Here is a 17396-nt window from a genome sequence, read left to right as displayed (position 1 = left end):
CTTATCTCCAAAAATGTATTTTCTACACTAAAAGACCCCTCTGCGCTAATATTTCCAGTGTTCAGGCATAATTTTCCATGTATATGTACAATTTTATATTCGTTATCTATTGCAACATTTATTTCTTTGCTAACAATCTAAGCTAAATGAAAACAGACGTTAAATTACATTACTTTTTCTAAACTTAATGAGAACACAATTATGATTGAAAAATAACGAACCTTTCCGGTATTTTTATATGCCGATTAATTACTAAGAAAAACTTTAGAAAGAACATATATGCTTCTTGGTATATATGTAATGAATACTTAAAAGATGTTTTATGCCTTATTTTCGATAATGAGGTATTGTATCTTATCTGAACTTCGATTAAAGTCACAGATCCATTTATTGATCGATAAAGTATAACTATACAGATAGTTATCTCTTATCTATACGTCATTAAATACTTGCTGTCGCTTATTGCACCTGTAAACCAATTTCTAATTACTAAAATTACGAATAGAATGAAGAGCACCTTACCTAAAATTCTACTACTTATGGTTATAGGCTTTTCCCTGATTCATTGCACAGAGGATAGGGATGAGTACTATAAAGATCCCTCTTGGGTCGCCCCTCCGTTGTATGATGTTTTACAACAAGAGGGGAGATTTACTAATTATCTAGAATGTGTTGACCGTACCTTGTATGCGACCTCTTTACATGGAAGCGGTTTGTTTACATGTTTTGCCCCTAATGATGAGGCTTTTAAGTCTTATCTGTCTACAAATGGGTATAACTCGGTAAAAGATATTCCTCAATCGGTAATAGATCAGATTGTAGCCTACTCTCTGGTTTATAACTCGTATAAGTTTGATCGTTTGAGCGATATATTGAGCGGAGGATGGGATACTTTGCAAAGTATCAAAAAAAGAACAACTTATTATGAAGGTTTACATCGTGAATACAATGGTTCGGATTCTATATGGGTTGTAGATGCAAATGGCGAAGGCTCTTTTACCATCACAAAACCCAATTCGAAATATATGCCGTTTTACTTGTCGAGGTACTTCGATTCGCGAACAAAGCCTTTGACTGCCGAAGATTACAATACATTTTATCCCTCAAGCCAATATACGGGACGTAATGTACAGGATGCTTCCATATTACAGTCTGACCTGATGGCCGGAAACGGTGTCATTCATGAAGTCAATAAGGTCTTGGTTCCTTTACCGAATCTCGAGAAGATACTGAATGTAGATGATTATTCAATATTCCGTAAGCTTGTTCAGAGCAAAAATGCTTCCGGTGAGTATAATTATATTCGTTATAATAACTTCAGTGTCGTAGATCAGTATTTTAAAGAATTATATCCTTCTAAGAATATAAATCAGGTATATGTTAAGTTCTACTCAGGATTACAGGTTTCACTTAATTCAGAGGCTTATGGTACTTCTGATAAAGAGGCGGAGACCAATGGATTTACCCTTTTTGCTCCGGATAATAATGCTGTACAGAAATTCTTTAACGATAAATTAAAGGATTATTATTCGTCATTGGATAACGTGCCTTCCGATATTTTGGGATATTTTATAAATGCGCAGATGATAAATGAGTTGGTTTGGCCCGGAAACTATAAGGGAATGATGAATGCTCAGGGTGATTATCTGAATGGTGAAGGTGCTACAGGTGAGGGTTTTGATCGTACTCGTTATTATGATATAAAACCCGCCAGTAACGGATTTTTTTACGGATCGAATAGTTATATAAAAAGCCACTATTTCGAAACTGTTTTTGCCGAAGTACTGCTGAATCCTGCTTATTCTTTGCTGAAAAATGCTTTTAATAAATACTTTGAATCTTCATTGATGGAAGAACTGATGCGTTCCGCCCTGAATGGGTATTCATCTAATGATTATATAATTCTTCTGCCAAGTGATCAGCTGTTAACAGCCGATGGTTTTAAATGGGAATGGCTGACGTCTGCCTATGGATTCTCACATTCCAATTCTTTAGTTGTAGCTGATACCCGTATGCAGCGTCTGATCAGGTCTCACATATTCAAGAGAATACATAATTCCGAAATAGATACCCGTTTAGCGAATCTCAATGGAAATTCGTCACTGGGATACGACGGTTTCGGTTATGCCGTAAATGCAGAGGGCGACTTTATCCGCTTCAAAAACGGAAAGATACAGATGTTAGGTAATTATGATGAAGAAAATTGGGTGACTGCTACTTTCAAGAAATCTTTTAATAACGGAACGGTATATACTATTGACAGGCTCTTGCAGTATTCTAGAAATACAACTATGCCCTCGTCTGTTGACGGGTGGCAGGAACAGCCTATGCTTACATATATACAGAAAGCATCTGCGAAAAATTCGAATGTCTCGATTTTCAGCGATTATATGACTGAACTGTTTACTCAGACTTCTTTGGCCTTCACCTTGAGTACTTCATCTTCCTATACAATACTTATGCCTAACAATGAGGCGATGCAGGCTGCTATAGCTGCAAAAGTATTGCCTACTATTGCTGAAACCAAAAAATCGATTAATGATTTGCAAAAGGCTATAAACTTTATCAAATATCATATTATTCCTAGTAAGGTATATGTAAATGACGGTTACAACAGAGTACTTCTGTCTAGTGGTGCTACTCAGGCATACGATGTGGCCTCTACTTTGCATAAAGTGCTTATCACTTCTACTTATCTGAGAGTCGAAAAGTCGAATGGAAATTTGCTGTTCAGAACTCAGAATACCGGATCGGTCAACCGTTCGGCTGAAGTAGTTAAAGGTGTAAGCCATAGCAATATTTTTGGAGCTAAAGCCGTGCTCCACGAAATAGATAACTATTTGGAATATATACCTGAAGAAGAATAATTACCCTTAAATCAGATTATCAATGAATAGAAAAAATTCAATCTTATATCTATTGTTATGTCTGTTTCTGATGACAGGGATGACGTTACACGCTCAGGAAAGCGTACTTATACGGGGAAAGGTCACTTCGGCTACGGACAAAGAGCCTATAATTGGCTGTTCGGTAGTGGAAATGGATAAAGACAACCGTATTGTGATAGGATCTCAAACCGATTTAGATGGTAATTTTAGTCTTAAAGTTACACCTAAAGCCGGTCACAAACTTGTTTTTACGACCATCGGTTTCAAATCGAAGAGTATAGCTTTGTCTACAGCATCCAGAGAGATTAATTGTGTGATGGAAGAAGATGCTAAAGGTTTGACTGAAGTTGTTGTTACTGCCAAAAAGAAAGCTAATGCCGGTCCGTTTGCTATAGCAGAGCGAGACATGACTTACGCATACAGTAAAATAGATGCCGGAGAAATAGAAGATTTGCCTGTTGCCTCTATTGACGAAGCCTTGCAGGGACGTATGGCCGGAGTGGATATCACTGCTACTTCGGGAGAGCCCGGAGCCGGTATGGCTATCCGTATACGCGGAACGTCTTCGATAAATTCGAATGCTAATCCGCTTATTGTTGTCGATAATATTCCTTATGATGCCACAATATCATCTGATTTTGACTTTGCTACCGCCGATGAAGACAGTTATTCGCAGCTATTGAATATATCTCCTTCTGATATTGCCGAAATATCGGTGTTGAAAGATGCCGCTGCTACTGCTTTGTATGGTAGTAAGGGTGCTAACGGTGTATTATTGATTAAAACTAAACGTGGTACTTACGGACCGCCCCGTATCTCGTATTCTTTCAAAGGATCTGCGACGACAATGGGTTCTCCGATAAAAACACTCAACGGAAACGAGTATGTGACAATGATACAGGAGGCTTTCCAGAATTCGGGTATACCGATAGATTTATCTTCTTATCCTGAATTTGCGCGTGACCCTAATAATCCTTATTATTATCACAATTACGGACAGGATACCGATTGGGTTGATGCTGTTACTCAAACCGGATGGACACAAGATCATAACTTGTCTATCTCGGGAGGAGGAACTAAAGCTCTGTACCGGATGTCGTTGGGGTATTATAATCAGAAAGGTAATGTTATCGGGCAGTCTTTGGATCGTGTGACGACCAACTTCAATCTGAATTATAATATTTCGGAACGGATGCGTGTTTCGGCTGACTTTTCGTATACACACTCCAAGAATAATAAAAATTACATGACCGATTTATTGGAGTCGGCATATACAAAGATGCCTAACCAATCTATCTATGAATATACTGATACCGGCGTTAATACCGGAAAATATTTTTCACCCGCAACAACGCCTCAGGGAGACTTTACTTCTGCTAACTTAAGTAAATACACAGGAGGAGTATACAACCCCTTGGCAATGGCCGAGGAAGGAACATGGGATGTGATAACCGACCGTATCAGACCTAAATTTTCGATTCAATATCAGATTATTCCCTCTCAATTGATACTCGATGCCGATTTGGCTTTTGATATCAGCAGTGAAAAGAATAAGAAGTTTTTACCTCAGATCGCAACAGGACGACCTTGGTATGAAAATACGGTGAACAGAGCCGAAGATGCCGATGCCGAAGCTTTTCTTGTACAGACATTTACTCGTCTCTCATATAATCCTAAGTTGGGAAGCGATAAGCATACCCTTTTCTTCGGAACACAATTCTCCACTTATGATAAGAAAGTAGAAGGCTGGGGGCTTGTGTCTGCTAATACCGCATCGACCGAGATTCAGGATCCTTCATTATCATCTCGTATTATTTCCACTGCATCTTCTCGTACTCAAGAACGTACTATGTCTGCGTTACTTACTGCTCAGTATGGGTTTATGGACAAGTATTTGTTGAATGGGGTGATTCGTATGGATGGAGATTCTAAATATAGCAGAAAACATCGTTACGGATATTTTCCGAGTCTATCGTTCCGTTGGAGAATTTCGAATGAGTCGTTCATGAAGAAGTTCGAATTTCTAGACGATCTTAGTTACCGTATCAGCTATGGTGTCAATGGAAATGCCATCTCTAAAAACTATCTGTATTACAAACAATATGGCTCTTACGATTATACATACCTTGGTCAACAGGGGGTATATGTATCAAGTATGCAATTGGAAGATTTGAAATGGGAGCAAACATCCGAAATTAATACCGGTTTGAATTTTATAGCATTCAATGACCGCATAAATATCGATTTCAACTGGTATAAACGTACCACTGATAATCAATTCTTCGAAAAAGCGGCTATTTCTAATACTTCGGGTTATAATAATATTCCGATGAATGCAGGAACAATTGAGAATAAAGGATGGGAGCTTGGGATATTTTCAACTCCGTTCAAGAACAAAGATTGGACAGTTAACTTCAGAATGACTTTGGCTCATAATGATAATATTATCACCAAGTTGTCAGACAATATATCTACATCTACAACGCCTACTGCATCTAACGGTAATTTCATGACCCGTATACAGGTGGGTAATCCGGTTGGATCGTTTTATGGATACAAATACGATGGTGTATATCTGAATGACGCGCAGACTATTGCAAAAGATAAGAGCGGCAATCCTATTTATACCTATGAAAACGGACAAAGAGTTCCCGTGAAAATGAAATTCTGGTATCCGACTGTGGGCTACGAATTCGAAGCGGGAGATGCCAAATACGTGGATATAAACAACGATGGAAATATCAATCAACAGGATATTGTCTATCTGGGAAATGCTAACCCTAAACTGACCGGAGGTTTTGGTCCCGGTGTGAAATATAAGAACTGGTCGCTGGATGCTTATTTCAATTTCCGTTATGGCTGCGATATAATTAACTCCACAAAAATGTCGATGGAGTCGATGTACGATTTTAAAAATCAAAGTAAAGCCGTACTTCGCAGATGGCGTACATCTTATGAGAATGAAGCAGATGCTCCGGCTGACCTTCTGCCTCGTGCCTTGTATAAAAAAGGATATAACTGGCTGGCATCAGACCGTTACGTCGAAGATGGATCATTCCTGCGTTTCCAATCGCTGACACTGAAGTATACATTCGAAAAAGATGTTGTTCGACGTTTGGGTGTTTCAGCATTGAGTCTGTATTGTACACTGTATAATCTGTATGTATGGACTAATTATTCCGGATTGGATCCGGAGGTAAGCTCGAGAAGTAATGACCTGAATAAATTGGGTTATGATACATCAAAGGCTCCCCGTGCGAAAACAGCCTCTATCGGAATTAACCTTACTTTTTGATCGAAAGAAATCAATAACATGAAATAGATAATATTATGATAAAAAAGATATTTGCCATACTCGCAATTTCCGTATTTATGATTTCCTGCTCGGACTGGCTCGATCTGGAACCTGTGGATGGAATTGTGGATTCTAAATTCTGGAAGAATAAAGAAGATGTAGAGTCGGCTGTGATCGGATGTTACTCATCGATGTTGGATGAATCATTGATAAAGGATTTGTATATGTGGGGTGAGCTCAGAGCAGATCTTACCGCTACCGGAACGTCTGCCAATGCAAACGTTTCGAATATAATAAAAGGAGAAATAAGTACCGATAATGCGATAGTACTGGATTGGGGTGCACTTTACACAACAATAAATCAATGTAATGATGTGCTGGAAAATGCCGCAGCTGTACAATCCCTGGATGCTTCTTTTTCCGATAAATTGCTTAAACAATATGAGGGTGAGGCTGTTACTCTCAGGGCGATGATGTACTTCTATTTGGTACGTTCTTTTAAAGATGTTCCATTTATAGAAAAAGCATCTTCTTCAGATAAGCAAGACTATAATGTTCCCAAAACCGGAGGTGATGAGATATTAGAGACTCTGGTGACTCAGCTGCTAACTGCTATTGATAATCTACCCCTCACTTATAAAGACAATGACTCGAACAAAGGCCGGATGACCCAATGGTCTGCAAAAACCCTTTTAGCGGATATTTATCTGTGGCAGGAAAACTATCAGGCTTGCTCTGATCTTTGTACTCAGATAATCGGTTCGGGACAATTTTCTCTTATACCTGTGTCAAAAGCAAAATACGAGGTGATAAACGGGTCTAACATCGATAGTGTCTATCATGTGAGTGAATCGGATGTCAATTCGTTGTTCGATAAGCTATATGTGACTGGCAATTCAGTAGAAAGTATATTCGAAATACAGTTCCCTAAGACTCATGAAACTCTAACAGACCCATTCTATTTATGGTTTAATCAGATACGTCCGGCATTAATTCCTAATTCGGAAATATTATCGGAAGAGATTTTTCCTGAATATACCGGCGATGACCGTGATGTGTATGATATAAGAGGTAACTCTTTTTCTTATAAAGGTTCTTATATATGGAAATGGGTAGGGCTTGATCGTTCATCTGCAATGAGAACAAGGCAGACATTCCCTCATTGGATTGTTTACCGCTATCCCGAAGTTTTATTGATGAAAGCTGAGGCGCTTACTCAACTGTCAAAGACAAATAATGATCAGACAAAATTGAAGGATGCTTATGCTCTTGTAAAGCAGGTGAGAGAAAGAGCAAATGCAATAGAAACTCCCGAAACTAATTTCGATAATGAGACTGAAATCAGTCCGCTGTTACTCGAAAAACTAATCTATGATGAGCGGGGCAGAGAATTTGCATTCGAAGGAAAACGTTGGTATGATGCTCTGCGCCATGCGAAACGTGATAATTTCTCGGAAGCCAACTATTCTTACTTACAGCAATTAGCGATAAATGCTGCACCAGCTGATAAACTGACCAGCCTTCTGGTAAAATACAAGAGCGAATGGTTCTGTTACTGGCCTATATTGCAGTCGGTTGTAGAAACCAATCCGAATCTGACGCAAAATCCATTTTATGCATCATCTAAATAAGATATCATGAAAAAAACGAAATATTTAAAGCCGGAAAATATATTCAAATCATTCTTTTCGCTATTGGCATTAATAGTGATTGTTCTGAGCCATTCTTCTTGTAACGATGATCTGGACGGGAAAACCTTCGTGGTATCGGATGATATCATGATAGATGAATATATAACACAAAAAGATCCTTCGATGTCTACTTTTCTTGAGATAGTCGATAAAACAGGATTTCGGGGTATGATACATGCCTATGGTACATATACCTGCTTTATCCCTACTAACGATGCCATAGACGCATATGCGAAGCAGAAGGGTAAGTCGTCATGGAAAGATTTTTCGGATACCGAACTCGAAAATATGGTTAAGTTCCACATTGTGAACGACACCTTGCAAACGAGTGATTTTGTAGACGGACGTTTGCCGAGCCCTACCTTATTGAAAAAATACCTGACTACCGCAACCGAGTCTTCCGGAACAACGGCTTCTATACGTGTCAATCGTCAAGGTGTGATCACAGTTAAGGACATACGCTGTGCCAACGGGTATATCAATAAAGTAGATGAAGTATTGTCTCCCAACCAATCGACACTGGCCGATGAAGTTTCTAATCTTCCGGAGACGTATTCACTTTTTAAAACGATAATGAAAGAAACCGGATGGATTGATTCTCTTTCCGTTTCGAAGACCGATGTCTGGAGAACTGTTTTGCTGCAAAGCGACAACAGCTTCCAACAAGCAGGTATATCTTCTAAAGCCGATTTGTTGAAATATCTGGCAAAGGAGCTGCCCGAGATAACTTCTCAAAAAACATTATTATGGACGTATGCAGCGTATCACTGCCTTAACGGATTGTATTATGTGGCGGATTTGAGTATGCTTAGTGCATTACAGACTGCTGCCCCCAATCAGGTTTTGACTTTCAAAAACAGCAATGATTCGCTTCTGGTAAATGAATATAAAAATGTAACAGCCGGAATTTATGAAAAAGGTGTCCCTGTTTTAAAATCTTCGACATACACGGATTATAGTTGCGATAATGGCGTTTTGATAGACTTGGGCGGTTATGTAGGACCGGTTGTACGTCCTGCAATGGCTGTATATTGGGATCTTGCCGAACAACCCGAAATTATGAAATTGAAAGAATTCCGTAAAAAGGGAGTGGCGCAGGCTATTGATATGCCATTAGATAATTTTTCCGAAATGAAATTCGAAATTCGAAATTCGGCATATACCTCTATCCAATATTGTACCGAAGCTGCATATAATGCAAAAACAGCTTATGCTTACTATGATAATCTACAGGTAAACTTCAATCGTATAACATCTATGTCTATGCAAACTCCTTTGCTCACCGAAGGTACTTATAATGTGTGGTTGTGTTGGAGAAGAGCCGGATACGGAGATAAAATTAAAGGAGTATTTGAACAGGATGGCAAAGATGATCAGGCATTATCAAATATTGTAGACTTGTCGGAATATTTTGATACCGCAACTGCAGCCGAATCGTTACTGGCTGCCGGAATGAAACGTTATACGGCAAAGGAACGCAACAGTACAATGAATGCCCGCCTGATGGGAACAATAGTGGTAGAAGCTACCGGTCGTCACTGGCTGAAATTTGTATCAGTCAATCAGGCCAAAGCATCTAATGTGTGGCTTGATATGGTTCAATTTATACCTGTGGATAACGATCAGTTGTGGCCTCGTTTCGACGTAGAAGGAAATACTATTTATAAAGGTACGGATTGTGAGAATATTGCACCCACAAATTTGGGTTGTTCTGCCGATAATGATGCAAGATAATAAGTAACAAAAGGGTCTGAGACCCAAATAGAGAAATACGTATGAATAATTACAGAATAATATATATACTGATATTGGTTTTTGTTGCAGGCTTTACAGCCTGTAGCGAAAACGAATGGGACGACCATGTGAAAGGGACGGACGATACCTCTAAGTCTGATCTGTTGGAGCAGATCAAAAGCAATCCCGATCTGTCTGTCTTTGCCCGTTTAATAGAAAAGACCGGATATGATTTATTGCTGGAGGAGGCTTCGAATTTTACGGTTTTTGCTCCTCGCAATTCGGCATGGGATGGTATTGATACCACTAATACAACGGCATTGCGTAAAATTATAGCTTATCAGATAGCTTATGGAAAAAGTATATCAACAGATGCGGCTATACACAGCAAACTGAAAATGATAAACACCAAATATATCAGGTTCGATGCTTCGTCCCAGACTTTGGAGGGAGCTAAAATCGTATCGGCAGATCAGGCCGCCGGCAATGGTGTAGTACATGTTACCGATAAACTGTTTGACCTAAAAGAGAATGTGTTTGATTATATCATATCGAAGTATAAAGATTACAAACAGGTTCAATATCTCGAAGGGATGAATACTAAAGTAATGGATACCGATAAAAGTGTACAGATAGGGGTGGATGCAAACGGACAGCTTGTATATGATACTGTATGGGTGGATGTGAACCCGTTTCTGACAAAATACCCGATCAATAGTGAAGATTCTTTGGTGACTTACGTGTTGCTTGAAGACGATGGCTTTACTTTTCTTAAAGATAAATATATGCCATACTTCAAACAGCAGGTCGATTCTTTAACAGAACCTTTGTCGAAAAAGAATGTCTGTCAGGATATGGTAATTTCTTTAAATAAAGTGGTAGACCTTACTGCTGTCGATACGGTACTGAATGTAGATGATGTGAAGGTCCCTATAAATAGAGCGAATATCAAAGCTACATATGAGGCTTCTAACGGACGGGTATATGTGATTTCGAAGAGCAATATCTTATTGAAAGAAAAGATCAAGCCTGTTAGAATTGAAGGTGAGAATTATTCTTCTTCCACATCCAAATCTAACTTATATGTGAGATTCAAAAGATGGGCGAGCGGCGAAAAGGATATCATGTTGAATTGCCGTTTTGTGCAGTCTGATGTTATTCATGTAACTGGATCTAAGGGGCAGGACTCTACTTACACCCAATCCAAAACCTTTTACTGGGACAATAACGGAGCTTTGGCTAATACGCAGAACTTCCATATAAAATATCAAACGTCTGTAAATTCAGTGGATTATGAAATCCGTTATGTTGCATACGATGATATCGACTGGCATTTTTCAGATCCGAACCATATATTCAGGTTTGAACAAAAATTGTTTGTTTCGATGCCCGGGGAACCCGAACTCGGATACAGTACAGCCAATGGTGTAATAAATAATTATCTGGGAGATAAGGTGGCTTTTGTGAGTCAGGATACAGCAGGCATTCATAAAGAACGCGTAATGAGAAAATGGGATCTGGTGAATAATACAACCCAGTATATAAGTAAGCCCATTGAGAAAGATGATTCGGGAATAATGAGCGTACCGGCTTCAGGTAAACTGACAATGTGGTTGTGTAATACAGCCCGTACGAATGCTACCAGTGCTCAGGGGATGCTGTTTTTAGACTATATTCTATTAGTACCTAAACTTCCCGCTGAGTAAGGTCTCAGACCTTCTTATTGCTTAGCATGCTGAAGTAATAACAGGGTGACTGTGAATAAAAAATATATCATTAATATTCTATCTGTTATTAAACTATGATGACATATATAAAGAAATACATACTTTCATTAGCTATATTTTCGGCTTCGGCTTTGGCCTTCGGTCAGGAAAAGGAGACGAAAGAAAGTGTAATCACCGGAGTTGTGATAGAATCCGCAACAAAGAAACCTGTAGCCGGAGCTGCAGTATCCATTCCGGGGATATCATCATCTATTACCGATGATGAAGGACGGTTCAATCTGTCCAAAACCGTCGATGGAGCGTTTATTCAGGTTCAGATTCCGGGATATGCAACACAAACAGTTGCCGTAAAGGGTCGCAAAGAAATCACCGTGTTCCTGTATGATGATACATTCAGAGAGTTGAACCGGACAGTAAATACTCCATTCGGTACGGCTGATCTGTGGCAGTCTACGGCATCGGTTTCTCCTGTTTCTTTGAAGAATTCCTATAAGAAGGGATCTGTAGGTGTTGAGAGTATTCTTCAGGATGAAGGGGCCGGTCTTAATAGTTTGACAAGATCAGGTGCACCCGGAGCCGGGGGAAATCTATTCCTTAGGGGATTTACTTCCTTAAATGCAACGAATCAACCTTTGATTATCATTGACGGTATTCCGTACGAAAACTCCTCAATAGGAACTTCTTTAGTTGATGGTAATATGACAACTCCTCTTTCGGGTTTGGATCTGAAAGATATAGAGAATATTACTGTACTGAAAGATAATACATCCATTTATGGCAGCCGCGGAGCAAATGGAGTTGTCCTGATAACAACGGCTAAAGCGAAAACGCAGGCAACATCAATTGATTTCTATGCGCATACAGGTATCAACCTGACACCTAAAACCCAATACCGTATGCTCAATGGCTGGGAGTCTAAAGCATATCTGTCGGAAATGTTATCAAGCAGCGGGCTTTATACAGCCTCAGAAATACAGGCTTTGCCTTTTATTAATCAGGAGAAACCCGTAGTTGAGAATTGGGGGATATCTGGTAATGCCGATTATTACAGGTATAATCATAATACCGACTGGCAGGGTAAAGTTTTTGAAAGCAGTATGACAAATAATCTTGGTATATCTGTAAAAGGTGGAGATGATGTTGCGCTATACGCCCTTTCGGTTGGATATACCGGACAAGATGGGATCGTAAAAAATTCTACATATTCGCGGTATAATACACAGTTCAATACTCAGGTGAATATGTCGGCTAATATAAAGCTGAATGCAAACATGAATTTTTCGTATGCCGAAAAAGATTTGATGAACGAGCGGTTGAATCGGGATCTGAATCCTATTTACGCCAGTCTGATAAAGTCTCCGTTTATGGCAGCAAATGTATATGATGAAACGGGAGCACAATCTCCGAAATTCGAACAGGCTGATATTTTCGGAGTTACTAATCCATCGGCTTTGGTCGATGAGCAGACTTTCCAGAAAAGTAAAAATTACCGTTTCTTAGGTAATCTCGAAGGGATATTCAAGTTGAATAAAGATTTTTCGATCAATGCCATTTTTGGCTTGACTTTCGATAAGGTTCGGGAGAATATATTCCTTCCGTCTAACGGACTGCATCATCAAATGCTTCCTACGGCTGAGGTCAGAAACGAAATGCAATCTATGGTAGGACGTTATCTTCAATATTACGGCGATTTGCGATTCAATTACAGTCGTAAGTTTAATGTCGATCATGACCTGACAGCCAGAGCCGGAGTGAGATATCAGACAAATAATTCGGAGTTTGATCAGGTGAAAGCATATAACTCGGCAAATGATAACTTGCAGACAATAGGGCAGGGCGATATAGACCTGACTCAGAAAAGCGGGAGTGAAGATAACTGGAAGTGGTTATCATACTATCTGAATGCCGATTATGGATACAAGAATAAATATTTAGTATCGTTTAATATGGCTATCGATGGTTCGTCACGCATAGGAAAAGAAGCATCAGGATTAAAGATGTTCGATAATGTATTCGGGGTTTTTCCTTCTCTTTCGGCAGCATGGCTGATCTCATCCGAAGACTTTATGGCGGGTGTGGATAAAATCAGTTTTCTGAAATTCAGACTCGGATATACCCGTACGGGAAACAGCGATATAGGTAATTATACAGCCCGTTCGTATTATAATTCTCAAAACTTTTTGGGATACTATGGCTTTGTACGCGGAAATATAGCCAATCCGGAATTGAAATGGGAGAATAATACAAAACTAAATGCGGGATTGGATGTCGGTTTATTTAACGATCGCTTGAGTGTGAGTGCCGATATCTACACAAGCAAGACCACCGATATGCTTATGTGGGAACAACTGCAAGGTGCCGCCGGTATAAGTATGTATGCAAAGAATGACGGAGCAATGAAAAATACCGGATTTGAGCTGGGTATTAATAGTCGTATTATAGATAACCGGGACTTAAAATGGGACTTGGGGGTAAATATCGCTCATTATAAAAATAAAGTAACAGAGCTATCTACCGATAATAAGATAACAGAGATTGCCGGAGGATATGTCAGAACCAAAGTCGGAGCACCTATCGGACAGTTTTATGGCTATAAGACAAACGGTGTTTATGCGACAAGCGAAGAGGCTGCATCTGCCGGATTGAGCAAACTGAATGCCAACGGGTCATCAGTTGCATTTGGAGCAGGCGATGTACGTTTTGTGAATGTAAATAGTTCGGATAAGATTATCGATGATAAAGATATGGTTGTGATAGGAGATCCCAATCCCGATATCTTCGGTAATATCAATACTTCTTTACAATACAAATCATTCACATTGAGTGCTGTTCTTACTTATTCTGTCGGAAACGATATCTATAATGCTCTGCGTCAGGATCTGGAGTCGATGCAAGGATATGACAACCAGACAAAGGCAGTATTAAATCGTTGGACGCACGAAGGGCAGATAACCAATACTCCCCGTGCGGTATGGAAGGATCCGATGGAAAACTCTCGTTTTTCGGATCGTTGGATTGAGGATGGATCTTATTTAAGGATGAAAACTGTAACGCTGTCTTATGACTTCCCTATCAAACAGAAGTTTATAAAGACTTTGCAGGCTTATGTAACCGGCAATAACATGCTGACATTTACTAAATATTTAGGTTATGATCCTGAATTCAGCGCGAGCCAAAATCCATTGTATTATGGTATTGATATGGGAATGAGTCCGATTGCACGTTCTGTATTGTTCGGTGTGAAGATTGGTTTATAACAGATTTAAGAATAAAAATAAATATAAAAGATATGCTGAAACTATATAAATCAATAAAAGCTGTATTTATAGTTTTGTTTATGACAACAGCTTTGGTGTCTTGTTCTGATATGCTTGATGCTGACCAGAATAACGCGATCAATCCTGATGATAATTATAAAACCACATCAGATGCGGATAATGCCATTCTGGGCATATATTCAAAATTTATGGGGTTGGTAGACAGGGTTGTCGTACTCGAAGAACTCAGAGGCGATATGATGGATGTAACAACCAATGCCACTCCTGATCTGGTTGCCATAAATAATCATACGGCGACTAGTACTAATAAATGGTGTGAGATTGCTCCTTTTTATGAAGTGATATTAAACTGTAACGATGCTCTGAGCAATTTTGATAAAATGCTCGCTGAAAATAAAATGACTAAAGCTGATTACAGTTACCGGTATGCCGATGTGATGACAATCCGTTGCTGGGTGTATCTAGAGATGGCTACTCATTTCGGTGAGGTGTATTATGTTACAGATCCGCTTTTGACGGTTCAGGATTTATCCACCGATAAATTTCCGGTATATCAGTTCGATCAATTGGTACAGGAACTGATCAAATGTATGAACGCTGTTCCTACTTTAGATTTGTCTATGGACTCTCCATTGTATAGCCAAACATCTGACGGATATTTGCTGAGGATGTTTTTCTTGAATAAAAAACTGATGCTGGGAGATTTGTATCTCTGGGCGGATGATTATGTACAGGCTGCTACTCAATACTCTAACTTTCTGAAAGAGTCGGAGACAAAACTATTCAGCGGATCGGAATATCTGGCTTATAAACTGGATGGATGGGTTTGGGCAGGTTCGAACGAACCTCGTTTTCAGGTGTGTTATGAGCGTTATAAAGGTGCTGACCTGAATGCGTACCGTAATAAATGGAAAGAAATTTTCTCGAGGTCTTCGACCGATACCGAATTGAGACGGGAAATGATAACCATGATGAGTTACGATACTAAATTTGCACCTTCATATCCTTTGATCGAACTGTTTGCCAATACGGGAGAAGGTAAATATTATCTTAAACCTTCGGCATGGGCTATCGATGGCATGTGGGAAACTCAGGTGCAAAGCAATGACTTCGTATTCGACGGGCGTGGGCGTGAGTCTTCTTTCGAATATGTAAACGGTCAGCCCGTTGTGATTAAATATCTGTATGATTATTATGGACAGACTACGGATGATAATAAAACAATTCATCTGTTATATAATCAGTTTGCAACGGACAAATATTCGAAAAACGGAAAATGGTTCTTATATCGGGCTGGATTGCTTCATCTTCGTTATGCCGAAGCTGCCAACCGGGCAGGCTATCCCGATATTGCTTATGCAATAGTCAATAATGGTATAAATACGAATTACGATTGGGTAAAATCAGATGGTAATACACGTTCTGATAAAGAAGGTGTGCAATACACCGGCTACAAACCTCTGAGTGACAATGTGGCTTCTGTACCTTATCCTGAACCGTTTTATCTGGATGCCCGCAACAACAGCAGTCCGTATAATGTGTACAGGTCTCCATGGTATTTGAATTACGGTATAAGAGGACGAGCCAGCCTGAAAAATGTAGAAAGACCGGATTGGGTGCAAACTAAATCCGATTCTATAAAATGGATGGAAGATGCTATTGTTTCGGAAAATGCGTTGGAATGCGGCTTTGAGGGAAACAGATGGGGTACACTTTTACGTGTGGCAATGCGTAGAAATAAGACCGGAGAAGATGGAACCGGATTTCTGAATAAAATATTACAGGAGAAATTTCAAGCTGCAGGAAAGTCTGCTCCGAGCCTGACGGCTGCTAATTGGTTTCTCCCTAAAAATGAACATGCCTCGGAGTGATCTTGATTTTAGTAGAAGAGGGGAGCTCGGTGATGAGTTCCTCTTTTTTATTTTGCGATGCAGATCATAACATATAGTTTTCTGCTGTTTTCTGAAATTTTATCTATAATGAAAAATACATTCAATTATGGCAAAATACACAGAAAAACTGGGAAAACAAATCGCAGAAGCAATAGAACAAGATGAGTATACATTGGGTGAAATCTGCTCGATACACAATATCAGCCGTAAAACATTTTATCAGTGGATGATCAAATATCCCGATTTTGAGGAGATGGTTGAGAATGCCCGTCTGGAGAGAGACGAACGGTTGGCACAAAAAGCACGTCAGATACTGAGGCAGAGAGTAGAACAAGGGCATACAGTTACTACAACCCGTTATAAATATGCCTTAGATGAATACGGTGAATTGTATCTGGCAGGAAAAACAGTAACCGTGAAAGAATATGCTCCGGATGAAAAGACCCTGAAAATGGCAATATCCAAAGAAAGCGACATCAGCAATAAAGAGAAAAAAAATTTTGCGGAACTGAAGGAGAAAGAACGTATTTTACAAGAAGAACTGGAATACCAATTATGGAAAGAGGAAGAAGAAAGGGAGTATCAAGAGTCGCTCCAAAATCAGCCGCAGAGTACCAGAGTTATGCAAATAACGTCTGATAACTGATTTTAGTGTAACTTTTGTAACCTTTTTGAAAATGAAAAATGAATAGTTTTCAATTGATAATTATGTGAATCAGTATTTGAAAAATATTTTTTTTACTACGCGCAATCATAGATTGCTTGTATTCCTTTTGGCCAAAGCCCCAAAAGGAATCAAAAGGTCTTTGGCGCTGCGAGGCTCTGCCTATCTGACAACGTTCACGGGCGAAACTAAATAAAACTCGCCTTTCAGGCTCAAACAGCATTTAG

At 39.3% G+C, this 17396-nt stretch carries 8 protein-coding genes; all 8 read left to right on the top strand.

The features are described from left to right. The first annotated feature begins 506 nt into the window (after nucleotides 1-506). The 8 genes from K322_RS0109640 to K322_RS19070 all read left to right on the top strand — a co-directional run bounded on the left by K322_RS0109640 (nucleotide 507) and on the right by K322_RS19070 (nucleotide 17151). Nucleotides 507-2867, top strand: coding sequence for a fasciclin domain-containing protein (locus K322_RS0109640; protein ID WP_084158555.1), 2361 nt, complete (start codon nucleotides 507-509; stop codon nucleotides 2865-2867). A gap of 22 nt (nucleotides 2868-2889) precedes the next feature. Next, nucleotides 2890-6183 (top strand): SusC/RagA family TonB-linked outer membrane protein, encoded by a 3294-nt coding sequence (locus K322_RS0109635; RefSeq protein ID WP_026626700.1) that lies wholly within the window; start codon nucleotides 2890-2892, stop codon nucleotides 6181-6183. A gap of 35 nt (nucleotides 6184-6218) precedes the next feature. Further along, nucleotides 6219-7814, top strand: a complete 1596-nt coding sequence (locus tag K322_RS0109630; RefSeq protein ID WP_026626699.1) for a RagB/SusD family nutrient uptake outer membrane protein — start codon at nucleotides 6219-6221, stop codon at nucleotides 7812-7814. A gap of 6 nt (nucleotides 7815-7820) precedes the next feature. After that, nucleotides 7821-9608 carry a fasciclin domain-containing protein gene (locus K322_RS0109625; RefSeq protein WP_026626698.1) on the top strand — a complete coding sequence of 596 codons (1788 nt, stop codon included), beginning with the start codon at nucleotides 7821-7823 and terminating at the stop codon, nucleotides 9606-9608. A gap of 41 nt (nucleotides 9609-9649) precedes the next feature. Continuing rightward, nucleotides 9650-11314, top strand: coding sequence for a fasciclin domain-containing protein (locus K322_RS0109620; RefSeq protein ID WP_026626697.1), 1665 nt, complete (start codon nucleotides 9650-9652; stop codon nucleotides 11312-11314). A 95-nt stretch (nucleotides 11315-11409) separates the two neighbouring features. Next, entirely contained in the window at nucleotides 11410-14592 is a 3183-nt protein-coding gene (locus tag K322_RS0109615) for a SusC/RagA family TonB-linked outer membrane protein (RefSeq protein ID WP_051290740.1), read from the top strand. 32 nt (nucleotides 14593-14624) lie between these two features. Continuing rightward, nucleotides 14625-16484 carry a RagB/SusD family nutrient uptake outer membrane protein gene (locus K322_RS19075; protein WP_051290739.1) on the top strand — a complete coding sequence of 620 codons (1860 nt, stop codon included), beginning with the start codon at nucleotides 14625-14627 and terminating at the stop codon, nucleotides 16482-16484. A 127-nt stretch (nucleotides 16485-16611) separates the two neighbouring features. Next, nucleotides 16612-17151: a terminase small subunit-like protein gene (locus tag K322_RS19070; protein WP_051290738.1), complete on the top strand. Its 540-nt coding sequence runs from the start codon at nucleotides 16612-16614 to the stop codon at nucleotides 17149-17151. Nucleotides 17152-17396 lie beyond the last annotated feature (245 nt).

This window comes from Indolivaga capnocytophagoides DSM 22835 (genome assembly GCF_000426485.1).
GTDB classification, from domain to species: Bacteria; Bacteroidota; Bacteroidia; order Bacteroidales; family Dysgonomonadaceae; genus Dysgonomonas_A; species Dysgonomonas_A capnocytophagoides.
Note: the sequence above shows the minus strand (reverse complement) of the source record. Positions and strands in the feature narration are given on the sequence as shown.